This window comes from Actinoplanes couchii (assembly GCF_016862075.1).
GTDB classification, from domain to species: Bacteria; Actinomycetota; Actinomycetes; order Mycobacteriales; family Micromonosporaceae; genus Actinoplanes; species Actinoplanes couchii.
This window is the reverse complement of sequence record NZ_BOMG01000080.1, coordinates 96,825-119,813: the sequence shown is the minus strand read 5'-3', so window position 1 is coordinate 119,813 and position 22,989 is coordinate 96,825. Positions and strand designations below refer to the sequence as shown.

The window sequence follows — 22,989 nt, the reverse complement described above, 5'->3', positions numbered from 1 at the left end:
CAAAGGAGGTGCCGCGTGTTACCGGCGGATTACAGAAACCGGTCGGTGGCTTCCAGGAGCAGGTCGCGGGAACCGGGCTCGCCACCACCGTGGCCGGCGTCCTCGACGATGTGGAACGCCGCCTCCGGCCAGGCCCGATGCAGTGCCCAGGCCTGGACCGGCGGCGTCTTCACGTCGTAGCGGCCGTTCACGATCACCGCCGGGATGTGCCGGATCCGGTCGATGCCCGCCAGCAGGCCCTCCGGCGGCAGGAAACAGCCGTTGCCGATGTAGTGGTGGGTGATCCGGGCGAACGCCAGCAGGGTGCGGTCGTCGAGATCGGGCAGCGGCACCGGCAGCAGGGCGTTGGCCGACAGTTCCCAGTCCATCCAGGCGCGGGCCGCCGGTACGTGCACCGCCGGGTCGGGGTCGTTGATCCGCCGGCCGTAGGCGCCGATCAGGTCGTCCTGCTCCCCGGCCGGGATCGCCGCGGTGAACGCCGCCCACTCGGCCGGGAACAGGTGGGCCGCGCCGGACGGGGTGAACCCCCAGGTGTTGTCGGACAGGCGGCCCAGCCACACGCCGCGGAGCACGAGTGCGGTGACCCGTTCCGGATGGGCCTGCGCGTACGCCAGCCCGAGGGTGGTGCCCCAGCTGCCGCCGAACACCAGCCAGCGCTCGACGCCGAGGTGCTCGCGCAGCCGTTCGACGTCCGCCACCAGGTGCGCGGTGGTGTTGTGCGCCAGCGAGACCGCCGGGTCACCCGCGGAGGGCCGGCTCCGCCCGCAGTTGCGCTGGTCGAACAGCACGATCCGGTAGCCGTCCGGATCGAACCAGCGCCGGAAGTCCGGCAGCAGCCCACCACCGGGCCCACCGTGCAGGAACACCGCTGGTTTGCCGGCCGGGTTCCCGCACACCTCCCAGTACAGCTCGTTGCCGTCACCGACTTCGAGCAGACCGGTGTCGTACGGTTCGACGGGCGGGTGGAGATCCATCGTCCGACTCCATCACATCGATCCTGATCGGGCCCGGAACGACACGGCATAGGGTGTGGCGGTGGAACCGACGACTGTTACCGAGCAGACGGTCCGGTCACCGGGCCCGCTGATCCGCTGGCAGGCCTCCAACAGCACCTTCGGGGTGCCGCAGGCGGCCGCGCCGATCGCGTTCGCCCTGGTCGCGCTGCCGGTCACCGGGTCGGCGGAGACGGGCGCCGCGATGGTGTTCGTGATGACCGCCGCGCAGGTGCTCGGGTCGGTCCCGGTGACCCGCTTCGGCAACCGGTTCGACAGCGTCCGCTATCTGCGGGTTCTGGTCGCTGTCCGGACCGTGGCGTTCGCCGCCGTCGCCGTGCTGGCCGCGGCCGCCGCGCCGTACCCGTTCCTGCTGGCCGCCGCGGCCGCGGCCGGGGTCGTCACCGGAGCGGCCCACGGCTACCAGCGGATGCTGCTCAACCGTCTGGTCGAACCGGGACGGCTGCCGCGGGCGCTGGGGGTGGCCGCGACCTTGAACGAACTGACCTTCGCGGCGTCGCCGGTGCTCGCGTCGCTGCTCGGCGCGGTGTCGCCGGTCTGGGCGATGGTGGTGGTCACTGTGCTCGGCGCCGGGCCGATGTTCCTGATGCCCGGCGCTTCCCGGCGTGGCGGGACCGGGCCCGCCGAGGTCGCGCCACCGGTGTCGCCGCGGCAGCCGATCCCGCGTGAGGCGTTCCTGTGGCTGTTCTGCGCGGCGGCGTGCTCGTCCGCGGTGGCCGCCGTCGAGGTGGGCGCGGTGTCGTTCGCCCTGGCGTTCGGCCTCGCACCCGGTCTGGCGTTCGTGTTCGCCCTGGTCCTGTGCGCGGGTTCGGTCACCGGCGGCGTCTGGATCAGCGTCCGCAACCGGGTGCTGCAACCGCGGACGGTAGTGATCATGCTGGCCGTGGCGATCGGCTGCTCCGTCCTGATCCTGACCGGCGGCCACCTCGCCACCACCCTGGCCGGCGCCGCGGTCCTCGGTTTCCTGCTGCCCCAGTTCGGCACGTTCTACTCGCTGTCCCTGGACCGGCTGGCACCCGCGAACCGCCGCGCCGAGATCTTCGCCCTGCAGCGCACCGCCGGCTCCCTCGGTGTCATCACGATCAGCGGCCTGCTCGCCCTGACCGGTCTGCACACCGCCCTCGCCGTCAGCCTCGCCCTGCTCGGCGTCGCCTTCCTGCTGGCCGCGCTACGCCCGGCCCTGATCAGCCCTCAGAAGTGAAGGAGACGGTCAGATCGGCGGCACTGCTGCCGCCCACGTGGACGTCGAAGGTGGACGGGTCGAGAACGTACTCACGGCGGATCGGGTGCCAGTAACGACGGTGCTCGGGACCGATCGAAAAACGTACCGGCAGAGTGGTCCCGGCCGGAATGACCACCCGCTGGAACGCCTTCAGCTCACGGATCGGCCGGGACGCGCTGCCGTGCCGCTGGTGCAGATAGAGCTGGACCACCTCGGGCGCCGAGCGGTCGGCGTCGTTCCGGACCTGAACGGTGACCGTAACGGAATCCTCGAGTCCGACAGTGTCCTGATCGACCGCCAGATCGTGGTAGCTGATCCGCCCGTAGCCGAGGCCGTGTCCGAAGACGAACAGCGGGGTGCTCTCCTCGTCCCAGTATCGCCGCCCCTGCCCCTCCGGGTCGTGCGACCGCGTGTGCGAGTGGATCATCGGGATCTGCCCGTGCGTCCGGGGCCAGGTGAACGGCAGTTTCCCGCCCGGCGAGACCGCGCCGAAGAGCAGGTCCGCCACCGCGTTGCCGCCCTGCGTGCCGGGGTACCAGATGTCCAGGATCGCCGGGACGTTCTGCGCGGCCCACCGCAGATCGAGCGGACGACCGTTCATGATCAGCGCGACGGTCGGCGTGCCGGTGGCGACGACGGCCTTCAGCAGGTCGAGCTGACGGCCGGGAAGTTCGAGGGTGGACCGGGAGGCGGTCTCGCCGGCCATGTTCTGCCATTCCCCGACCACGACGACCGCGACGTCCGCGGCGGCGGCGACCTGGACGGCCCGATCGAATGCGGTCGCCGGGTCGAAGCCCTCCGGGTCGGCCTGCACGTCGGCGCCGTCGCCGTCGAACATCGACGGGAAGGTGCGCTGTTCCACCGGGATGCCGCGGGCGTACTCGACCCGGACCCGGTCGCCGGCGGCCCGGCGGATGCCGTCCAGCACGGTGACCGTCTCGTTCAGGTCGGCGTCGAACACCCACGGCCCGAGGGTGTCGCGCCGGGAGTCGGCGAGCGGGCCGAGCACCGCGATCGACGACAGCGCCGCCACGTCGAGCGGCAGCAGGTCGCCCTCGTTGCGCAGCAGGACGGCCGAGCGCCGGGCGGCCTCCCGCGCGACCTCACGGTGGGCCGGGTCGGCGAGGATCTCCCGGGCCCGGTCCTCGTCGACGTACGGGTCGTCGAACAGTCCCAGCCGGGCCTTCGCCTCCAGCACCCGCCGCACGCTGGTGTCCAGGGCCTCGGCACCGACCGTACCGGCGGCCACGGCCTGTGGCAGTTGATCGTTGGCCGGGTCCTCGGCGCACATCTCCATGTCGACGCCGGCGGCGATGGCCCGGGCGGCGGCGTCCGGGAAGTCGCGGGCGAACCCGTGGGTGACCAGGCTGCGCACCGCGTTGGCGTCGGTGACCACGAACCCGTCGAAACCCCACGTGTCCCGCAGCACCTCGGTGAGCAGCCAGCGGCTGGCGGTCGCGGGCACCCCGTTGAGGTCCATGTAGGCGGTCATGATGTTGCCCGCGCCGGCCTCGACGGCGGCCCGGAACGGCGGGAGGTAGACGTTCCACAACTCGTACTCGGACAGGTTGACCTCGTCGTAGTCGCGTCCGCCGAGCGCCGCGCCGTACCCGGTGAAGTGTTTCGGCCCGGCGATGATCCCGGCGCTCTGGAACCCGCGGACCTGGGCGGCGGCCACCGCCGCGCCGAGCACCGGGTCCTCCCCGGCGCCCTCGATGATCCGGCCCCAGCGGGGATCGCGGGCGATGTCGACCATCGGCGCGAACGTCCAGTGGATGCCGACGGCCCGCGCCTCCCGGCCGGCGGTCGCCTGGACCTGTTCGATCGTCTCCGGATCCCAGGAGGCGGCCATCGCGATCGGCACCGGGAAGATGGTGCGCAACCCGTGGATGACGTCGTACCCGAACAGCGCCGGGATGCCGTGCGGGTTGCCGTCGATGGCCCGGCGCTGCAGCCGGTTGGTCTCGGCCGGGTCGAACACGAACAGCAGTGATCCGGCGCCGCCCCGATCGAGGGCCGCTTCCACCGCCTTGGGTTGCTGATCCTTTCCGGGCGGCGCGGTGAAGTAGAAGTACTGGACGAGCTGCCCCGCCTTCGCCTCCACCGTCATCGTCGCCAGCAGCTCGTCGACCCGCTTGTCAGCCATGCCCGAACGCTACTTTGGGAGCGATTCCAAAGCTAGGTTCCGGGTGCCGTCAGAACCTAGGCCAAGGCCTGCCAGGCGCTGATCAAAGACTGCCGGAATCCGGCCGCCTGCCCCTCGGTCAGTTCGCTGATCATCCGGGCCTCCAGCTCACGGACCGGCGTCTCGACGGCGGCGAGCAGGGCCCGGCCCTCGGCGGTGAGGTGGATGCGCAGTTCCCGGCGGTTCAACGGGTTGCGTTCGCGGCGGATCAGGCCACGGGTCTCCAGGGCCCGTACCAGATCGGCGGTGGACTGGGCGGTGACGAACGAATCGCGGGCGAGCTGGGCGGCGGACAGCCCGTCGTGGCGTTCCAGAACGGTGAGCGCGGTGTACTGCAGCGCGGTGACCCCCTGTCCGCGGACCACCTCGTCGAGGCGGGCGCGCACCGCGAGTTCGAGCTGTTTGACCAGGTAGAGCAGCGACGGCATGGGTGGCACGCTACCCCATTGACAGGAAACCTGACCATCGCTCAGGATCGGGGGAACCCCGGCGAGAGGTTGAAGAACATGGATCTGAGCGGCAAGGTTGCCATCGTGACGGGCAGTGGTCGCGGACTCGGTCTGGCCTACGCGCGGGCGCTGGCCGGGGCCGGCGCGTCCGTCGTCGTCAACGACGTGGACCCGGCCGTGGTGGACGCGGCGGTCGCCGACATCGGCGGGCGCACGGTCGGGGTGGCGGCCGCGGTCGGCGACACCGCCACCGCGGACCTGCTGGTGACCACCGCGGTGCAGACCCTCGGCCGGCTCGACGTGCTGATCACCAACGCCGGCGTGCTGCGCGACCGGGTGCTCTGGAAGATGACCGACGACGACTTCGACACCGTGATCGGTGTGCACCTGCGCGGCACGTTCACCTGCGCCCGCGCCGCCGCGATCCGGATGCGTGAGCAGGGCGACGGTGGCCGGATCATCCTGATCGGCTCGCCGGCCGGGCAGCGCGGCAACTTCGGGCAGACCAACTACGCCGCCGCCAAGGCCGGGATCGCCGCGATGGCCCGCACCTGGGCGCTCGAACTGGCCCGGAGCGCGATCACGGTGAACGCGGTGATCCCGGTCGCCGCCACCGAGATGACCCGGACCATCCCGGCGTTCGCCCCGGTCATCGAGGAGTGGGAGCGGACCGGCGCCCCGTTCCCGGCCCGGCTGCGCCACGACGAGGGGTTCGGGACGGTCGAGGACGTGACCGGGCTGATCACGTTCCTCGCCTCGGACGCGTCGAAGGAGATCACCGGGCAGGCCATCGGGATCGGCGGGGACAAATTGGCGCTGTGGTCGCATCCGGCGGAGAAGGAGGCCCGCTTCCACGACGGCGGCTGGACCGCCGACGAGATCGCGGCCGGCTGGGCGTTCACCGCCGAGAGCTACGGCATCTGATGGACACCACCCGGCTCACCGCGATCGACGTGCACACCCACGCCGAGATCAGCCGGGACGGCGCCTCGTCGCTGAGCCCGGAACTGCTCGCCGCCTCGGCGGACCACTTCAAGGCGCACGGCCACCGGCAGCCCGGCATCGACGAGACCGCCGCCTACTACCGGGACCGGGACATGGCCGCTGTCGTCTTCACCGTCGACGCCGAACACGCGACAGGTCATCCGCGGATCGCCAACGAGGAGATCGCCGAGGACTGCGCGCGGCATCCGGGCACGCTGATCCCGTTCGCCAGCATCGACCCGCACAAGGGCCGGGCCGGGGTGCGCGAGGCCCGCAAACTGGTCGAACGCTACGGGGTCCGCGGCTTCAAGTTTCATCCCAGCCTGCAGGGATTCGCCCCGGACGACCCGATCGCCTACCCGCTGTACGACGTGATCCAGGAACTCGGCGCGGTCGCCATCTTCCACACCGGCCAGACCGGCATCGGCGCGGGCGTCCGGGGCGGCGGCGGGATCCGGCTGCGGTACTCGAACCCGATGCTCGTCGACGACGTCGCGGTGGACTTCCCCGATCTGCGGATCATCCTGGCCCACCCGTCGTTCCCGTGGCAGGACGAGGCGCTCGCCGTCGCCGGCCACAAGGAGCACGTCCACATCGACCTGTCCGGCTGGTCGCCGAAATACTTCCCGCCCCAGCTGATCCGGTACGCCAACAGCCTGCTCCAGGACAAGGTGCTCTTCGGCTCGGACTATCCGGTGCTCACCCCGGACCGCTGGCTCGCCGACTTCGCGACACTCGACATCAAGGACACCGTCCGCCCCAAGATCCTCAAAGACAACGCCGTCCGCCTACTGTTCCGGGAGAAATGATGACCACGATCGTCAACGGCTTGGAAGGCCTCAAAGCCCTCGCCGGTACGGATCTCGGCCACGGTCCGTGGCTGGAGATCACCCAGGAGCGGGTCGACACGTTCGCCGACGCCACCGGCGACCACCAGTGGATCCACGTCGACGTCGAGCGCGCGAAGAACGGCCCGTTCGGCGCCCCGATCGCCCACGGCTACCTCACGCTGTCGCTGGTGATCCCGCTGTTCGGCCAGCTGCTCCAGGTCGAGGGCGTCACGATGGGCGTCAACTACGGCCTGGACAAGGTGCGTTTCCCCAGTCCGGTGCCGGTCGGCGCCCGGATCCGGATGTCCGCGACCGTGGTGAGCGTCGACGAGGTGCCGGGCGGGTTGCAGGGCACCTTCGACTTCGTCGTCGAGATCGAGGGCGCGCCGAAACCCGCCTGTGTGGCCCGCCCGGTCTACCGCTGGTACCCCTGAGAGAGGACGGCGGCGATGCGCGACGCGGGACTCGGGTCGTGGCCGGCGCGCCGGGCGGCGATGTCACCCGGCCGTACCGCCATGGTGTTCGCCGACCGGCGGACCACCTATGCCGAACTGTACGAACGGATCACACGCCTGGTCGCGGCCCTGCGCGCCGCCGGCATCCGCCCCGGTGACCGGGTCGCCTATCTCGGGCCGAACCACCCGTCGTTCGTGGAGACGATGTTCGCGACGTGGCGGATCGGGGCGGTCTTCGTCCCGCTGAACGTCCGGCTGACCGAACCGGAGCTCACCTACCAGCTGCGGCACAGCGGGGCGACCGCGCTGATCTCGGCCGTCCCGATCGACGCCGACGTCCCGCTGCACCTGCGCCTGGACGACCTGGACCCGCTCCTCGCGGCGGACCCGGACCACCACGCCGAACCGGCCGGGCCGGACACCGCCGCGCTCATCCTCTACACGTCCGGCACCACCGGGCACCCCAAAGGCGCCGTGCTCACCCACGGCAACCTGGTCTGGAACTGCTACAACCTCCTGGTCAGCGTCGACGTGGCCGGGGACGAGGTGACCCTGGTCAGCGCACCGCTCTTCCACGTGGCCGCGCTCAACCAGTGCCTGCTGCCGACGATCCTCAAGGGCGGCACCTCGGTGATCATGCCCGGCTGGGACGTCGACGGCTGTTTCGACGCCATCGCCCGGCACCGGATCACCTGGATGTTCGGGGTCACGCAGATGTTCGCCGGTCTGTCCCGGTCACCGCGCTGGGCGAGCGCCGACCTGTCGTCGGTACGCACCCTGATGACCGGTGGCGCGCCCGTACCGGAAGCCCTGATCCGGATCTTCCAGGAGCGCGGACTGGTGTTCTGCCAGGGTTACGGCATGACGGAGACGTCGCCGGGGGCGACGTTCCTGGAAGCCGGGGAGAGCCGGGACCACATCGGGTCGGCGGGACTTCCGGTCTTCTTCGCCGACGTACGGGTGACCCGCCCCGATCTCACCCCCGCCGGTCCCGGCGAACCGGGCGAGATCCTGGTCCGCGGCCCGAACGTGACCCCCGGCTACTGGAACGATCCGGCGGCCACGGCGGCCGCTTTCACCGACGGCTGGCTCCGCTCCGGTGACCTGGCGGTGGTCGACGGGTCCGGCCACCTCCGCATCGTCGACCGCACCAAGGACATGTACATCTCCGGCGGCGAGAACGTCTACCCGGCCGAGGTGGAGGCGGCCCTGTTCGACCACCCGGCGATCGCCGAGGCCGCGATAGTCGGCGTCCCCGACGACCGCTGGGGCGAGGTGGGCCGGGCGTTCGTCGTACCGACGCGGGGAATGCCGTTGACCCCCACCGACGTCCGCGAGTTCCTGACCGGCCGCGTCGCCGCCTACAAGATCCCGGCCCACGTGGACATCGTCGACGACCTCCCCCGCACCGGTTCCGGCAAGGTCCGCAAGGGCCCGCTGCGCGCCCGCCCGCTGCCCTGACTACCAGATCCGGATGCGGTTGCCTCCGGTGGTGAGGGCGGCCACCGGGCCGGCCGGGAACAGGTCGCCCGCCGGTTTGTGGTGGCCGGTCACGTCCACGTCGATCTGGGCCGGGGTGCCGTCCGGTTCCTCGAAGTCGGCGTCGGCGAGGCGGACGCGGGGCAGGTCCCGGCCGGTGATGGTGGTGAGGCTGGTCAGTTCCGGCAGGTTCGTCTCCAGGTGGACCTCGTCGCCGTCGGTGACGATCGTCGCGGAACCGGAGGCCAGGATCCGCGGATCGGTCTCGCCGGTGAACGGGTCGGCGCCGGGGGCGTAGACGTTGTCGCGGGCGTACACCGCCTGTTTGACGCCGAGGAAACGCTGGTGGTCGCCGGGGCGGTCGACGCTCTGCAGGAACTCGGCGAACGACGCCGGGTGACCGTCGTAGGCGGCCAGGCCACTGACCGGCGGGCCGGCGCCCTCGCGGACCGGGGCGTAGGCGACCGCCGGGTCGATGCCGAGGAACAGGTTGCCGATCCACCTGTCGTCGCCGCCGACGATCACCCCGTAACCGGCGACCTGGGTGCTGTGCGGGCGGTGGTAGGGCGTGGCCCGGTCGAGCACCTGCTCCAGTCGTACCGTGCCGAGCAGGAGGTTGTTGACAAAAGCGCCGCCCTGGCTGAACAACTCGACCGCGGCCGGGGAACCGAGCACGTTGTGGTCGGCGAGGTAGGGGCCGTGGCTGACCTCGACGAACAGGTCCCGGCTGTTGGCGTGCAGGACGTTGCGGGTGATCCGGGTGCCCTGGGTCTGCCAGTCCAGCCAGATGCCGAGGGTGCAGTCGTGGATGTGGTTGTGCCCGATCACCACGTCGATCGCGGCGTGCAGCTTGATGCCGCCGATCTCGTACCCGTAGAACTCCCGTTTTGTCGCGACGTCGTGGATGTGGTTGTCCTCGATGGTGGAGAACACGCAGCCCAGGTGCCCGACGATGGCGTTCTGCCCGCAGTCGTGGATGTGGTTGCGGCGGATCACGTGCGAGCCGACGTGCTCGCGGTCCCAGCCGATCTGCCGGGCCGAGAAGACCGATTCCAGCTGGTACTGGTACCCGGGTTTGTCACCCCGCTCGGTGGCGAAGTTGTGCCCGGTCGAGGCTTCCTTGCCGATCGAGATCGCCGAGCATTTCGCGTCGTGGATGTGGTTGTCCTCGATGATCCAGCCCTTGGCCCAGTTCGGCCCGATCAGTCCGGGCTGGTCGGCGGTCGGCGGTGTCCACGGACAGGCCGCCTGCGCCAACTCGAATCCACGCACGGTGATGAAGTCCAGATGATTCACTTCAGGATAAAAAACTGATCGGCGTACGTTGATCTCGACCAGTGCGGTGTTCGGATCCGCCCCCTGGAAGTTCGCCCAGATCGTGGTCGACGACCGGCCGACCTCGGCGAACCACACCAGCCGGGTCCGTTCCGGATCACGAATCGGGACGGTGACGCCGGTCCAGTCGTCGACGACCTCGGTCCGCAGCGGCGGATCGGTGACCTCGTCCCGGCCGGCCACCTCGTAGAAGCCGACTCCGTCGAGGTAGACGTCGCCCAGGTGTTTGACCGGGGCCCCGTCCCGGTAGACGATCCAGTCCCCGCCGACCTCCCGCGCGAACGGGTTGAAATCCCCGAACAGCGTGTTCGGCACCTCGGCACGCCACACGGTGCCGCCGTCGGGTTCCCAGCCGGTCACCCGCTCCGACCCCTTGATCACCACGTGCTCGCCGGGGGCCGCCTGGTAGGTGATCCGGCGGCTGTCGCTGAGACCACCGCGCCGCGGTTTGACCCACTCCCGGTACTCCCCGGCGTGCACGGTCACCGTGTCGCCGGGCCGGGCGACGGCGGCCGCCCGGTTGATCGTGCGGAACGGCTGTGCCGCGGAGCCGTCAGCGTCGTCGTCACCTGTCGTCGCCACATGAAGCGCCATGGCCTCACCCTAATTTGCGAAAAGCAGGTGTCAACAGTTCGAAAACTTTCGGCAATCGGGCCCAGACGATCAGACGCGGACGGTCAGATCCGGGCGGTGGACTTCCGCACGATCAGCCGGGTGGCCAGCTCGACCCGCGGCGATTCGAGCTCCCCGCCGTCGGCGAGCCGCAGCAGACTCCGCATCGCGACCCGGCCCATCTCGGCGAACGGCTGCCGCACCGAGGTCAGCGGCGGCGCCGACCACTGGGCGGCGGGCGTGTCGTCGAAGCCGGCGATGCTCAGATCCTCCGGAATCCGCAGCCCGAGGATCCGGGCCGCCTCGATGGCGCCGAACGCCTGCAGGTCGTTGGAGGCGAAGATCGCGGTCGGCCGCGGCTCCCGCGCCAGCAGCCGGGTCGCCGCCGCGAACCCGCCGTCGAAGCTGAAGTCGGCGGCGATCGTGAGCTCCGGGTCGGCGGCGATCCCGGCCCGGGACAGCGCCGCCCGGTAACCGTGCAGCCGGGCGATGCTCATCATCGACGCGGGCGGGCCCTCGATGAACCCGACCCGGCGATGCCCCAGCTCCAGCAGGTGCTCGGTGGCCGCCATACCGCCGTTGAAGTTGGAGGCGCCCACGCTGGGCACTTCCGGGCCGGGCAGGTTCACCGGGTCGATCATCACGATCGGAAGCCTCTGCTCGGTGAAGTGCCGCCACTGCTGGCCGGTGATGCCGGAGGTCACCAGGATCACGCCGGCCCGCCCGCCCGCGGTCATCCGGCGGGCCCACCGGGCGCCGAGCGGATCGTCGGGCACCACGTCCACGACCACGTCGACACCACCGTCCGCCGCGGCCTCCAGCACGCCGCGCAGCGTCTCCAGGTTGTTCATCGCCCGCATGGCGTCGAACACCAGGGCGACGCTCCGGCGCTCCGGCCGCGCGCCGCCCGGCCCGCGGGCCACGTATCCGTGCCCGGCCAGCAGGTTCGCCACCCGCTCCCGGGTCTCCGGGGCGACGTCGGCCCGCCCGTTGACCACCTTGGAGACCGTCGGCACCGACACCCCGGCCGCCCTGGCGATGGCCGCCAGGGTCGCCCGGGGCGCCGCTCTCTCCTCCGCCATACCCACCCCTTCTCGCAAGTTCCCCCGGTAATTGTCGCAATCTTCCGCAGCGGCCCTTCGGGCAGAGCCGGTCAAAGTCGACATCGCGCCAAATGAATTCGCCGATCGAACGACCTCGTTTCCGGGACGTGAACCCGGGCACAGCGACGCATGCATATACTTCGATGAAAGGATCTCCATGCGCCTGCAACGAATCGTCACATCGGCCTTAGCGGCCACCCTGGCCCTGACCGTCACCGCGGCGAGCGGCGGCGCCGCCCAGGCCTCCCCCACCGCACACGCACCGGCACCGGCGGCCGCGCCCGCCGCACCCACGCTGGAGTCCGAGGCCGGCTCGCTGACCTCCACGGTCAGCGGCTCCTTCACCGACGCGCTCGGCGCGCCGGGCACGGTCACCGGCACGTTCAGCCCCACCGAGTTCACCGAGGACAACGGCAAGATCGTTGCCGTCGGTACGCTGACCAGCACGCTGACCGACTCGCTCGGTGTCGACCTGGGCACCGTCGAGAAGACCGTCTCCCTCCCGGTCCAGCTGCCCGAGACCGCAGCCGCCAGCAAGGCCGCCGCCGACGCGCTGGTCGCGTGCGACGTGCTCAACCTGGTTCTCGGCCCGCTGCATCTGGACCTGCTCGGCCTGGTCGTCGACCTGAACCGGGTCGTCCTGGACGTCGTCGCCCAGTCCGGTGCCGGCAACCTGCTCGGCAACCTGCTCTGCGCGATCACCAACCTCCTGAACGGCGGCATCAGCCTGCCGCTGGCGTTCCTGATCGACCTGCTGAACCAGATCCTGGCCATCCTGCGGCTCTGATCCCGGAACCTCTGATCCTCCGGTAGGTGGGAGAAAGCCGGCGATCGGATAGCTTGACCGGGTGATCGATCCATTGACCGTCGCCCATCACCACGAGGTTCCCCCCGGGAACTACAACGTGACCGTCGAGCTGGGCAGTCCCGATCGGCCGGCGTCCACCGGAGTGACAGTCGAGGCCCGGCGGCGGATGCTGGCAGAGACCGGCACCGCGGCCGGGCAACTCGTCCGGCGGCGGTTCGCCGTCAACCTGCGCGACCCGAAAGGGCAGCCGGTCTGGGAGGGATCGCCGCCGTCCACCGGACTGGACCTGGTCTTCACCGGCGCCGCCCCGCACGGCCGGGTGATCAGCGTCGAGCCGATCACCGACGGGCGGCCCACGCTCCTGCTCGGCGGCGACTCCACCGTCTGCGACCAGCACAACCATCCGTTTACCGGCTGGGGGCAGATGATTCCGCCGTACCTGCGGCCGGAGATCGTGGTGGCCAACTACGCCGACTCGGGGCGTGGATCACGGACGTTCCAGGAGGATCCGCGGCTGTTCCAGGCGGTGCTCGCCGCCACCCGGCCGGGCGATCCGGTGCTGCTCCAGTTCGGTCACAACGACAAGACCACCACCGCCGCGGACTACCGCGCCGACCTCACCACCATGATCACCGCGGTACGGGAGCGGGGTGGCCGGCCGATCCTGATCAGTCCGCCGGTGCGCCGGGAGTTCGATGAGCAAGGGCGGCTCACGTCGTACGCGCGGCACGTCAACAGTGTCGGCGTCGACCTGCCCGGGCAGCTGCGGCAGATCGGTGCGGCCGAGAAGGTTCCCCTCCTCGACCTCACCGCCGCCAGCGCGGAACTCGTCACCGGGCTGGGGCCGGCCGCGTCCACCTCGATCTATCTGACCGCGGAGTGCGACGACGACACCCATTTCAGCGAGTACGGGGCGGACACGGTCGCGCGGCTCGTCGTCGAACTGTTCCGCTCGTCGTTCGACGACGCGGCCGCTTTCCTCGCCTCCCCCGCGGGCTGACGCTCGCTTTCACCCCGGCTGACGCTCGCCTCTCTGTCAGCTGACGCTTGCTTTCATCGCGGGCCGGCGCTCGCTTTTATTGCGGGCGGGCGCTCGCTTTTATTGCGGGCCGGCGTTGGCTTTTTATTGCGGGCCGGCACCGGCTGCCTGGCGGCTCTGGCGGAACTCCAGGGCCGCCGGGATCTCCTCGTACCGCAGCAGGTTTCCGGTCAGGTCCATCAGGTGTTGTTTCGCCTCGGCGGGAGTGGCGTAGAAGAACTCGCGCCGCGGATTCACCTGGTTGACCCGGCGGCCGGCGAACCGGGCGTGCATCTGCGCCTCGATCCCGGCAGCGTCGTCGGAGAAGAACAGCGCGTGCACGTCGAACCCGAACGGCACCGAGGCGTCACCCATCTCCCGCACCCGGTCCATCGGATCGAGCCGCCGCGTCATCCCGATTTTGATCATGTTCTCGCCGAACGCGCCCAGATTCGAGATCACGTAGACGTACCCGGCGGTCACGTTCGCGGCCCGGTAGTCGACATCCGCGATCATGTTGTCGATCGCCTCCAGCCGCTCCCGGATCGGGCCCATCCCGGCCTCGTCACCGTGCGCCTGCAGTGCGGCGAACGCGTTCGCGTAGTGCAGGCGCTCGTTCTGCAGACCGGCCCGCTCCCGCTCGAACTCCTGATGCAGCCGCGCCTGCTCCCGCAGCCGGGCCTTCTCGTCCCGTTCCTGCTCCCGCACCTCGACAAGTTTCTCCTGGAAGTCCGCGGTCAGGCCGAGTTCCCGCACCCGCAGACGGTGGTACTCGTCGGTGATCCGGATCTCCATGGTCCGGCCGAGACGCGCGATCGTGACCGCCACCTTGCCGAGCCGGTCGATCGCCGCCGGAAGCTTGTGCGGCTGCAACGTGCGTACCAGATTGTCGGCTTCGGCGTTGTAGGCCCGCAGCATCAGCATCGCGTAGTCGGCAGGCATCGTCCGGCCCTCGCCGGCCGAGCCGTCACCGGTCCGGCCGGACGCCGCCCGGACCGCGCCACCGTCGATCCGGATGACCGCCTTGATCTCCTCCTGCAACGCGGCAAGCGCCTGCTGGTAGCCGACCGCGTCATCGAGCGGGTGCTGATACTGGTAGAAACCAGCCTCCTGCAGCAGCGCCCGGTCCTCGGTCACCGCCACCCACTGCCGCAGCTCGTCCAGCTGCCGGCGCAACCGGGCGTGCTCGTCACGCAGAAACTCACGCTGTTCCTGCAGCTCACGAACCTCGGCGACACCGTACCGGTCGAGCTGCTCCCGGTAGCGCTCCGCGTCGATCCTGAACCGCTCGCTGTCGAGACGCAGTCGATCCCCTTCCGCCCGCAGCCGGTCTCCCTCCGCGCGCAGCAGGTCGCTCTCCTCATGCAACCGGTCCCGGTCCGCGCGCAGCTGGTCCCTCTCCGCGCGCAGCAGATCACCCTCCTCGCGCCACCGGCCACCGTCCGCACGCAGCAGATCGCTCTCCTCGCGTAGACGGCCGCCGTCCGCACGCAACAGATCGCTCTCCTCGCGCAGGCGGTCCCTCTCCGTGCGCAGCAGATCGCCCTCCTCACGCAACCGGCCCTCTTCCGCGCGCAGCAGATCGCCCTCCTCGCGCAGGCGGCCTTCCTCCGCACGCAGCAGATCGCCCTCCGCACGCAGGCGGTCCACTTCGGCGGCCAGTTCGCGGGCCCGGTTGCGGGCCCCGAAAACCGGAATCTCGGTGGACGGGGCGAGCGAGGCCTGCCTGGGCTGGGGCACCACCACCTCCGTCAGCCGGGCCGCCGCAGCGTCCGGCCCACTCATGGCCACCGAGCCGTTCGCGCCGAATTCCGGACCGGCTCCATCCACATCCAACGCGCCGCCTCGGAGGTCCACGTCCACCGCGCCGCCCCGGAGGTCCCCATGCACCGCGACGGCTCCGGGCTCCACGCCCGGCACGACGGCACGACGGCACGACGCTCAACATCCGGCGTGACAGCACGGCGCTGCGCATCCACCCCGACGACACCGGACTCCACGCCCGGCGTGACAGCACGTCGCTGCGCATCCGCCCCGACGACACCGGACTCGACGCCCGACGTGACAGCATGGCGCTGCGCATCCACGGCGACGACACCGAGCTCGACGCCCGGCACGGCGGCACGGCGCTCCATGTCCACCGCGACGGCACCGGGCTCCGCGCCCGGCGCGTCGGCACCGGCGGCGGATTCCCGGCCGGGTTCGGTGAGGTCCGGGACGTCCTCGATCCACAGCTGCCAGCCGGGTGGCGGTTCACCCCACGCCGGGTCGGGGGCCCACCCGGCCTCGGGCTGCCAGCCGGAGGGAGGCGCCGGCCAGTTCGGCGGCGGATTGAAACGGCTCCGGGCCGTCCGGGCCGCCGCCGGCTGCGACTCCACGACGGGCTCCGACGCACCCGGGACACGGTGATCCGGCACGCGAGTCTCCGGCGCGCCTGGGGCGTGGTGGCCCGACATGCGTGTCTCCGACGCATCCGAGGCGTGATGATCCGACATGCGAGTCTCCGACGCACCCGAGGCTCGATGATCCGACATGCGCTGCTCCGGGACGCCATTTTCCGGGGCACGTTTTTCCGCTGCGGAGGAACGGCGCGACGTCGGCTGCCCCGGAACGATGCCGCTGTGCTGACGGCTGGTCTTCAGACGGACGGTCGAAGCCTCGCCCGGCACCGATGTCCGGGTGACCGGCGCGGGAGCCCCGGAGACCGGCTGTCCCGGGGATCCCGGAGTGTCCGGCTTCTCCGGCTTCTCCGGTGAGGCCGCCGGGCGCACCAGCTCGGCCTGGGTGGTCGGGCCCGACCACGCGGCCGGATCCGCCAGCGGGGCCAACTGCTGGGCAGGTCCCACGTGTGGGGCGGGGCCTACCTGCTGGCTAGGGGACATCTGCTGAGCGACGGACATCGGCTGGCCGGGGGCCACCTGTTGGTCAGAGCCCAACTGCTGGACGAAGGGCACCGGCTGGCCCGGAACCACCTGTTGGTCAGCGGACACCGGCTGGCCGGAGGCCAACTGCTGGGCGGGAGCCGCCTGCTGGTCAGGGGCCATCGGTGGGGCCGGGGCCACCGACGACGGGGCCGTCGGGCCCGCTGTTCCGGCCGATGACGGGGCCATCGAGTGTGTGGCCGGGGGCTTCGGGCCGTGGGAGGGCAGGTCCGGGGCTTCGACCGGGCTGTGGGCGGGGGCCGCCAGCCAGCTTTCCGGGAGTTCGTGGGCTCTCACCGCGTACAGGGAAACCTCGGTCTTGATCTGGGTGCCCTTGACCACCGCCTGCGTGACCGTGACCATCTGCTGCGCCGCGAGGTGGCGCATCGCGGGCAGGACCTCGGCGCTCATTCGCGGGGTGAGCCGGCCGACGACCTCGTTGTCGATGCGGACCTCGACCAGGACCCGTTCGCTGCGGGGCGTGTTCTCGACGATCTCGTGGAGTGTCGCGTAGACCCAGCACTCGCCCTCCGGGCGCAGCCATCGTGACAGTGTGTCGAGATGCCGTTCCTCGCCCGTCACCTGGATGGCCGCGCCGACCGGCATCATCCGGTGCGGCGGGCCGGGCGGGCGGTTCGCCGGGACGATCCGGTGGGGTTCGCCCAGGTGCAGGCGGACCGAGCCGGTGACCCCGCTGTGGTCGGTGGTTGCCCAGACCCGGGCCGCGACGTGCGGAATCCGGCCCTGCGCCACCAACTCGGCGAGGATCGGGGCGAACCGGGCGGCGTCGCGGCGGGACAGGTAGCCGATCTGGCCGGTGCCAGCCCAGACTCCGACGGCGTTGCGGTCGTGCGCGTTCGTCGGTTCCGGCAGCAGACCGACCGGCACCGTGATCTCGTCACCCTCCGGCTTCACGGGGGATCCGAAGAGTGCCCGGATCGCGTCGATGAAATGTGACTCGCCGACGGCCTCAACCGAGGCCCAGCCTCGTTGACCCCACAGCTCGAACGGTTCTGACATAGTCCCCAACCGTAGGCTGACCTGGTGATCCATGCGATCTGCGGCGCTCCCGCGAACCTCCCGTTTCCTCTGCCCGGACAGCGGACCGCCTCCGGCGAAAGAATGAGGTGTTACACCTGAGGGTCGATGCGACATATCCAGATGTGACCGCAGAGGAACACTTTCGGCGTCTGCACGACGCCGCGTACACCGATCTGATGCGTTTCGTCCGTCGCCGGGTTCCGGACGACGAGGTGGACGACATCGTCTCGACCGTTTTCATGATCGCTTGGCGCCGCCTGGGCGAACTGCCCGGCCTCCCCCCGGTAAGCCGTCCGCCCACCTCCCGGTCATCCCCTTCCACACCGATGACTTCCGCGTCTGCCGCGCCTCTTGAGCCCGGAGCGGCCGCTGCCGCACGAGCGGGCGGCACCGAGCGCGCAGACAAAGCCGGGCGGGCGGACAAAGCCGAGCGGACAGACAACGCCGGGCGGACAGACAACGCCGGGCGGGCGGACAACGCCGAGCAGGCAGACAACGCCGGGCGGGCGGACAACGCCGAGCAGGCAGACAACGCCGGGCGGGCGGACGGCGGGTGGCCCGGGGACGCGGTGCCGTGGCTGTTCGGGGTGGCCCGCAACGTGATGGCCGCCCAGTCGCGACGGCGTAACCGGCGTGGCGTCGTCGACGTGCGCATGGTCGAGGACGACGGTGCCCCCGGCGTCGCGGCCCGCGTCGACCTGGTCCGGGCCTGGTGGACGCTGACACCCGCCGATCGTGAGGTGCTGGCACTTGTCGCTTTCGACGGTCTGACCGACACCCAGGCGGCAACGGTTCTGGGTTGCCGGCCCACCACCTACCGGATGCGGTTGAGCCGAGCCCGCCGCCGCCTGCGCGACGCCATGTCCCGCCCCCGCCCCGAGCCGTCCACCGAAAAATCCTGGAGCCCCGCATGAACGACCTGGAACTCCTGTCCTCCCTGGATCCGGCCCGGGACTGGGAACCCGATCCGGCCCGCCGCGCACGGTCGGCCGCTCTCATCGACGAGTTGACCGCCTCCTCGGCGACTTCTGGCGCGATCCCGCACCCCTCGAAGCGGCAGAGCCGATGGTCCTCCTTCTCGGTCGCGTCGCGGTGGGGGCTCGCGACCAGCGCGGCCGTTGCCGCGTGCGCCGCGATCACCGGCGTCCTGATCGTTCCCGGTCTGCTGCCGGGGGACGTGGACGCGGCCTACGCGTCGTGGACGCCCGTCCCGGAGCAGCTGACCGGTGCCGAGGCTCTGCCCGAGGCGCAACGGTGCGCGGCCGGGTGGACGGAGGGCTGGGCGAACCCGCCGACCGCTGCCGACGTGATGCTCGCCGAACGACGCGGGATCGCCACCACCCTGCTCGTCACCAAGGACGACGGTGGCCTGGTGGTCTGCGACATCCTCGATCCCGCCGACGGGGTCGCCGGGGCTTCGGCCCTGGACCCGGAGGCGGTTGTTCCCGAGGCGGGCCGGGTGAGCGTCGAGTCCCAGGGCGCAAGCGGTGACAAGGCCTGGTATTCGCAGATCGTCGGCCGGGTCGGGCCGGGCGTGACCGATGTGGACGTGGTGCTGCCGGACGATTCGGTGATCCGGGCCACCACCCGGTCCGGCTGGTGGCTGGCGTGGTGGCCGGGGCGGGAGGGCAACGGCATGGGCGAGGAACTGAGTTTTGTCGTGCACACCGCGGCCGGTGCGAAGACCTATCGCGGTTCCGCCCTCTAGTCAGGCCTTTCGCCAGGTCAGCAGCCAGAGGAGGCACAGTCCGCCGGCCGCGGCGGTGACCAGGCCGACCGGGATCTGGAACGGGCTCAGCAGACGCTGGGCGAGCAGATCACCGGCGGACAGCAGCACCGCGCCCAGCGCCGTCGACGCCGCCGGCGGGATGCCCGGCGCGCGGGTGACGGTGCGGGCCAGCTGCGGCGCGACCATCGCCAGGAATCCGATCGGCCGGCGGTCGCGACGGCCACCGCGGCCAGGGCGGCCCGGGCTGGAGTTGATCGCCGGATCCCTCGGCCAGGGCCACTCCGCCCCCGCCACCCACGCCGCCATGCGCGCCGCCGCCGGGGAGCCGACGCCACCGATCACCTGAGCCGATCGAGGACACCGCGGATGAAAGGCGCCTTGCCCGCCCGGTAACGGGGCCGGTCCGTGTCGTCCTCGGCGGCCAGCGCGGTCTTGATCCGGCCGTACTCCGCCGCGTCCTCCGGACTGGACCGCAGGTGATCACGGAAGGCGATCAGCGACACCGGGATCGGGTTGCCGATCTCGTAGACGTGCAGGTGGTGGCTGCGCCGGGCCCGGTCCGGAAAACAGAAGGACCATTTGCGCCCGGCTTCGTCGCCGGGCTCCGGTGCGTGGACCCAGCCGATCCGGGCGAGCGCGGCCACCGCCTCGCGCCCGTTCTCGTACTCCGCGACACACACCGCCATGTCGATGATCGGTTTCGCGGCCAGCCCGGGCACCGCGGTGCTCCCGACATGCTCGACCGGGCCCGCCAGCCAGGGCGCGAGCGCACTCTCGACCCGCCGCCGTTCGCGGTCGAATTCAACGACCCAAGTGGTGTCGTAGGACACCCTTCGAATCGGGTCCTGCCGTTCGGCGTCCGACATGCCACCATGCTACGGACTCGACAACGGCATCTTGAGGAGCACGAATGGCCGACCCCCAGACGGTACGGGCCGTGGTGGCCCGGGCAGGTTTCACCGTCGAGGACTTCGTGGACCCCGGTCACCAGCCGGAACCGATGACCGTGTGGAAGCCGTTCGTCCGCGCCTCGGCGGTGCCGGCCGTCCGAATACCCGACCACGAGTCCGACCCCGACGGCCACCTCGACCGCGAATGGATCCGCCTGAGCAGGGAGAACGGCACCATCAGCGCCGACGGCACGCTGCTGCTCTCGGTCGAGGGCGCCGGCCGTCTGCCGTGGCTGCGTGTCCGGATCAGCCCCGACTCGGGTTCTTCTTCCGGCGTCTCTTCCGGCGGGGGTAAGGTCACGGCCCGCGCCAGCCGGGTCGGTCTGCCCGGGCAGGCGATCGGTTTTGTCGCTCTCGCCGTGGACGGTCACGCGGCCACGTCGGTCAGCACCGAGGAGTGGGAGACCTGGATCCTGACCGCCGAGTTCCCCGCCTGACTTCTCCTGTTCGCCTGGGCGCCGGTCTCTGCCGGCCAGGCTTTTCTAAACTCCGACTGTGCGAGCCCGCCGACTGATGATCGTGATCCTGGCCGTCGTGGTGGCGGGTGTCGCCGCGGTGGCGGGAGTCCGCTGGCTGACGGCCGGCGAACCGGTCCTCGTCGCGGCGCCGGACGGCGCTTCCGAACAACTGCCCGAGGGCCGGTACGAGACCGTCGTCGACCTGCGTACTTCCGAGGTCCACCACGACCTGCGCACCGACCGAGGCCCGGCGACGGTCAACACCTACCTGCTGCCGCCGTCCGCCGCGTGGGATCAGATCCGGTCCGGGGTGGCCGGCCAGCTTCCGGACTGGGAACAGACCGGCGACTGCCTCGACACCGGCGAGAAGCGCATCCGGTGCCGCTGGACCGAATCGGCTTTCTGGTCGCCGCGCCGGGTCGAGGTCGTCTTCCTCCGCCCACCGACAAACCCGGAAGACCGGGCGGGCTGGCCCGACAACACCTTCCTGGTGATCGGTTCCGGTCGCGGCTGACCAACGTCTCCCGGCCGCCCCGCCCACCGGCCGGCCACTCGGCTCCAGGACGTCAGCGCTCCAGACCCGACGATCACCCGAAAACGAGTGCGTCCGCCAGGGGAAAGCCAGACCGAAACGACGGCCGCCAGGGAAAGGCCAGGCCGAAACGACGACCGGCAGGGGAAAGCCACGCCGAAACGACGACCGGCAGGGGAAGGGCGGGCCGAGACGACGACCGGCCTTGAGACGACGGTCAGGCTGCGGCGGGCCGGCGGCGGCCGACGGAGAGGATGTCGAGCAGGAGGGCGGCCAGCGCCACCACGCCGAGGAGGACCAGCCCCAGCGCGTACGACTGGAACTGGCCGTAGATCGCGCCCATCACCAGCGGTGGCACGAAGCCGCCCAAGCCACCGGCCGCACCGACCACGCCGGTCACCGCGCCCACCTGGTTGGCCGGCGCCAGTTGTGCCACCAGGGCGAACGTCGCTCCGCTACCGGCACCGAGGGCGGCGGCCATGGCCAGGAAAGCCACGGTCCCGACGGGCGCCAGGCCCGGGGTGAACGCCTGGACCACCGCGCCGAGGACGACCACGCCCAGCGAGACGGCGAGGACGCGGCTGGCGGCGAACCGGTCGGAGAGCCAGCCGCCCACCGGGCGCATGACCACGGCGAGCAGGACAAATCCGGCCATCCGGTTGGCGGCGTCGGCCTGGGTGAGGCCGTAGGCGGTCTTCAGGTAGGCCGGTAGGTACACGGAGAAGGCCACATATCCTCCGAAAGCCACCGCGTACAGAGCCGACGCGTGCCACGTGACACGCAGTCGCAGGACCGCGCCGAGACGTCGAGCGAGGGGCGCGGTGGGCACCGGACGACCGGGTGCGTCGCGCAGGAGGAGCCAGGAGATCGCCGCGTACGCGAGGAGCACACCCGCCGTGATCAGGAACGGAGTGGCGGTGCTGCCCGCGTCGACCAGCCGGACCGTGGTGAGGGCGCTGATCGCGGTGCCGCCCATGCCGACACCGAAGACGCCGACCGCGAACCCGCGGCGTTCCGGTGGGAACCAGGCGTTGACGAACGGCACGCCGATCGCGAACGCGGTGCCGCCGATGCCCAGGAAGAAGCCGCCGACCAGCAGTGATGTCAGCGCGTCGTGGCCGGCGAGGCCCAGGTAGAGGACCGGCACGATGGTGACCAGGGAGACCAGCGGGAACATGATCCGCCCGCCGTACCGGTCGGTGAGCGCGCCCACCGGGATGCGCCCGACGGAACCGACGACGACCGGGACCGCCACCAGCAACGCCTGCTGGAACGGGCTGAGGTCGAGGGCGGTCTGGAATGTGGTGGCGAGCGGGCTGAGCAGCGCCCAGGCCCAGAAGTTGACGGCGAACCCGATGGTCGCCAGGGCGAGCATCAGGCCGGCCCGTCGCGGTGTGCGCATGAGTCCACTCCAAGATCCGTTGTGCGGTGCTGACCTCAGCATTCGCTCGCGGAACCCCGGGCGGCAGGGACCAAGGTCCCGACGTCACCGGGCCCGAAATCCGGACGCATTGAGCACTGTCGACACCCGTGTGACCATGACCTGGTGCGAAGGGTGGTCTATTACCGAGGGCCGACCGCCGAGGTGACGAACGAACGGTTCGTGCGCTACTCGGCGAACGGCCAGACGGTGTTCGCCATCGCGGAGATCACCGACGTCACCACGGAGGTGATCGACGGCCCACGATGGCGTGTGTGGCGCCGGGCCCGGGGCTTGCGCCTCCGGGCCTGGCACCGCGGGGTGCTGGTGGTGCTCTACGAACACCCGGACCCCCGGGTGTTCAACATGGTGTGCCGGGCACTCCAGAGATCCCTGGAGAACCGCCCGGAGAGCCATTTCTGACAGGCGCGCGAACGCCGCGAGG

22 protein-coding genes are annotated in these 22,989 nt (G+C 71.0%); 12 read left to right on the top strand and 10 right to left on the bottom strand.

Annotation, left to right across the window (positions count from 1 at the left end):
- Positions 1–29 precede the first annotated feature (29 nt).
- A complete protein-coding gene (pip, locus tag Aco03nite_RS32265) occupies positions 30–974 on the bottom strand; it encodes a prolyl aminopeptidase (protein WP_203801633.1) in 945 nt (314 codons plus the stop codon).
- Between the two features lie 61 nt (positions 975–1,035).
- On the opposite strand from pip, the gene Aco03nite_RS32260 reads away from it, so the two are divergent.
- Positions 1,036–2,214 (top strand): MFS transporter, encoded by a 1,179-nt coding sequence (locus Aco03nite_RS32260; protein ID WP_203801630.1) that lies wholly within the window; start codon positions 1,036–1,038, stop codon positions 2,212–2,214.
- Here Aco03nite_RS32260 and Aco03nite_RS32255 read toward each other — a convergent pair.
- A complete protein-coding gene (locus Aco03nite_RS32255; protein WP_203801629.1) occupies positions 2,198–4,381 on the bottom strand; it encodes a glycoside hydrolase family 3 N-terminal domain-containing protein in 2,184 nt (727 codons plus the stop codon). The two genes, Aco03nite_RS32260 and Aco03nite_RS32255, sit on opposite strands and share 17 nt — an antisense overlap.
- Before the next feature lie 56 nt (positions 4,382–4,437).
- Positions 4,438–4,848, bottom strand: coding sequence for a MarR family winged helix-turn-helix transcriptional regulator (locus Aco03nite_RS32250; RefSeq protein ID WP_203801628.1), 411 nt, complete (start codon positions 4,846–4,848; stop codon positions 4,438–4,440).
- Between the two features lie 105 nt (positions 4,849–4,953).
- Here Aco03nite_RS32250 and Aco03nite_RS32245 point away from each other — a divergent pair, with 105 nt between their 5' ends.
- The 4 genes from Aco03nite_RS32245 to Aco03nite_RS32230 are packed head-to-tail and all read left to right on the top strand — an operon-like array spanning position 4,954 to position 8,599.
- On the top strand, positions 4,954–5,793 hold the full coding sequence (locus tag Aco03nite_RS32245; protein WP_425544578.1) for an SDR family NAD(P)-dependent oxidoreductase: 840 nt from the start codon (positions 4,954–4,956) through the stop codon (positions 5,791–5,793).
- Complete coding sequence (locus Aco03nite_RS32240) at positions 5,793–6,662, top strand: amidohydrolase family protein (protein WP_203801626.1); 870 nt, start codon at positions 5,793–5,795, stop codon at positions 6,660–6,662. Before Aco03nite_RS32245 ends, Aco03nite_RS32240 begins: the two co-directional genes overlap by 1 nt.
- Positions 6,662–7,117, top strand: a complete 456-nt coding sequence (locus Aco03nite_RS32235; protein ID WP_203801624.1) for a MaoC family dehydratase — start codon at positions 6,662–6,664, stop codon at positions 7,115–7,117. The genes Aco03nite_RS32240 and Aco03nite_RS32235 overlap by 1 nt, the downstream gene beginning before the upstream one ends.
- 15 nt (positions 7,118–7,132) lie before the next feature.
- The gene (locus Aco03nite_RS32230; protein WP_203801622.1) at positions 7,133–8,599 is read left to right on the top strand and encodes an acyl-CoA synthetase; all 1,467 of its coding nucleotides are present in this window, start codon (positions 7,133–7,135) and stop codon (positions 8,597–8,599) included.
- On the opposite strand, the gene Aco03nite_RS32225 is transcribed toward Aco03nite_RS32230, so the two are convergent.
- Entirely contained in the window at positions 8,600–10,546 is a 1,947-nt protein-coding gene (locus Aco03nite_RS32225; protein WP_203801620.1) for a right-handed parallel beta-helix repeat-containing protein, read from the bottom strand.
- Between the two features lie 83 nt (positions 10,547–10,629).
- Positions 10,630–11,646 carry a LacI family DNA-binding transcriptional regulator gene (locus tag Aco03nite_RS32220; RefSeq protein ID WP_203801618.1) on the bottom strand — a complete coding sequence of 339 codons (1,017 nt, stop codon included), beginning with the start codon at positions 11,644–11,646 and terminating at the stop codon, positions 10,630–10,632.
- A 178-nt stretch (positions 11,647–11,824) separates the two neighbouring features.
- Between Aco03nite_RS32220 and Aco03nite_RS32215 the strand changes: the two genes are divergently transcribed.
- Complete coding sequence (locus Aco03nite_RS32215) at positions 11,825–12,454, top strand: hypothetical protein (RefSeq protein WP_239145620.1); 630 nt, start codon at positions 11,825–11,827, stop codon at positions 12,452–12,454.
- Between the two features lie 61 nt (positions 12,455–12,515).
- On the top strand, positions 12,516–13,475 hold the full coding sequence (locus tag Aco03nite_RS32210; protein ID WP_203801616.1) for a rhamnogalacturonan acetylesterase: 960 nt from the start codon (positions 12,516–12,518) through the stop codon (positions 13,473–13,475).
- A gap of 123 nt (positions 13,476–13,598) precedes the next feature.
- Here the strand turns inward: Aco03nite_RS32210 and Aco03nite_RS32205 are convergent, their stop codons facing one another.
- Positions 13,599–15,233 (bottom strand): SNIPE associated domain-containing protein, encoded by a 1,635-nt coding sequence (locus Aco03nite_RS32205; protein WP_239145619.1) that lies wholly within the window; start codon positions 15,231–15,233, stop codon positions 13,599–13,601.
- Between the two features lie 41 nt (positions 15,234–15,274).
- The gene (locus Aco03nite_RS32200) at positions 15,275–17,434 is read right to left on the bottom strand and encodes an HIRAN domain-containing protein (RefSeq protein ID WP_203801614.1); all 2,160 of its coding nucleotides are present in this window, start codon (positions 17,432–17,434) and stop codon (positions 15,275–15,277) included.
- Between the two features lie 347 nt (positions 17,435–17,781).
- On the opposite strand from Aco03nite_RS32200, the gene Aco03nite_RS53315 reads away from it, so the two are divergent.
- Together Aco03nite_RS53315 and Aco03nite_RS32190 are read left to right on the top strand one after the other, a co-directional pair.
- A complete protein-coding gene (locus Aco03nite_RS53315) occupies positions 17,782–18,369 on the top strand; it encodes a sigma factor-like helix-turn-helix DNA-binding protein (protein WP_239145618.1) in 588 nt (195 codons plus the stop codon).
- The gene (locus Aco03nite_RS32190) at positions 18,366–19,163 is read left to right on the top strand and encodes a hypothetical protein (protein ID WP_203801613.1); all 798 of its coding nucleotides are present in this window, start codon (positions 18,366–18,368) and stop codon (positions 19,161–19,163) included. The genes Aco03nite_RS53315 and Aco03nite_RS32190 overlap by 4 nt, the downstream gene beginning before the upstream one ends.
- Here Aco03nite_RS32190 and Aco03nite_RS32185 read toward each other — a convergent pair whose 3' ends face one another.
- Together Aco03nite_RS32185 and Aco03nite_RS32180 are read right to left on the bottom strand one after the other, a co-directional pair.
- Complete coding sequence (locus tag Aco03nite_RS32185) at positions 19,164–19,526, bottom strand: iron chelate uptake ABC transporter family permease subunit (protein WP_203801612.1); 363 nt, start codon at positions 19,524–19,526, stop codon at positions 19,164–19,166.
- On the bottom strand, positions 19,523–20,050 hold the full coding sequence (locus Aco03nite_RS32180) for a GrpB family protein (RefSeq protein ID WP_203801610.1): 528 nt from the start codon (positions 20,048–20,050) through the stop codon (positions 19,523–19,525). Before Aco03nite_RS32180 ends, Aco03nite_RS32185 begins: the two co-directional genes overlap by 4 nt.
- A 44-nt stretch (positions 20,051–20,094) precedes the next feature.
- On the opposite strand from Aco03nite_RS32180, the gene Aco03nite_RS32175 reads away from it, so the two are divergent.
- Together Aco03nite_RS32175 and Aco03nite_RS32170 are read left to right on the top strand one after the other, a co-directional pair.
- Entirely contained in the window at positions 20,095–20,571 is a 477-nt protein-coding gene (locus tag Aco03nite_RS32175) for a hypothetical protein (protein ID WP_203801608.1), read from the top strand.
- Positions 20,572–20,629: 58 nt separating this feature from the next.
- Complete coding sequence (locus tag Aco03nite_RS32170; RefSeq protein WP_203801606.1) at positions 20,630–21,106, top strand: hypothetical protein; 477 nt, start codon at positions 20,630–20,632, stop codon at positions 21,104–21,106.
- A gap of 235 nt (positions 21,107–21,341) precedes the next feature.
- Here the strand turns inward: Aco03nite_RS32170 and Aco03nite_RS32165 are convergent, their stop codons facing one another.
- Entirely contained in the window at positions 21,342–22,526 is a 1,185-nt protein-coding gene (locus Aco03nite_RS32165; RefSeq protein ID WP_203801604.1) for an MFS transporter, read from the bottom strand.
- 144 nt (positions 22,527–22,670) lie between these two features.
- On the opposite strand from Aco03nite_RS32165, the gene Aco03nite_RS32160 reads away from it, so the two are divergent.
- A complete protein-coding gene (locus tag Aco03nite_RS32160) occupies positions 22,671–22,967 on the top strand; it encodes a hypothetical protein (protein ID WP_203801601.1) in 297 nt (98 codons plus the stop codon).
- Positions 22,968–22,989 lie beyond the last annotated feature (22 nt).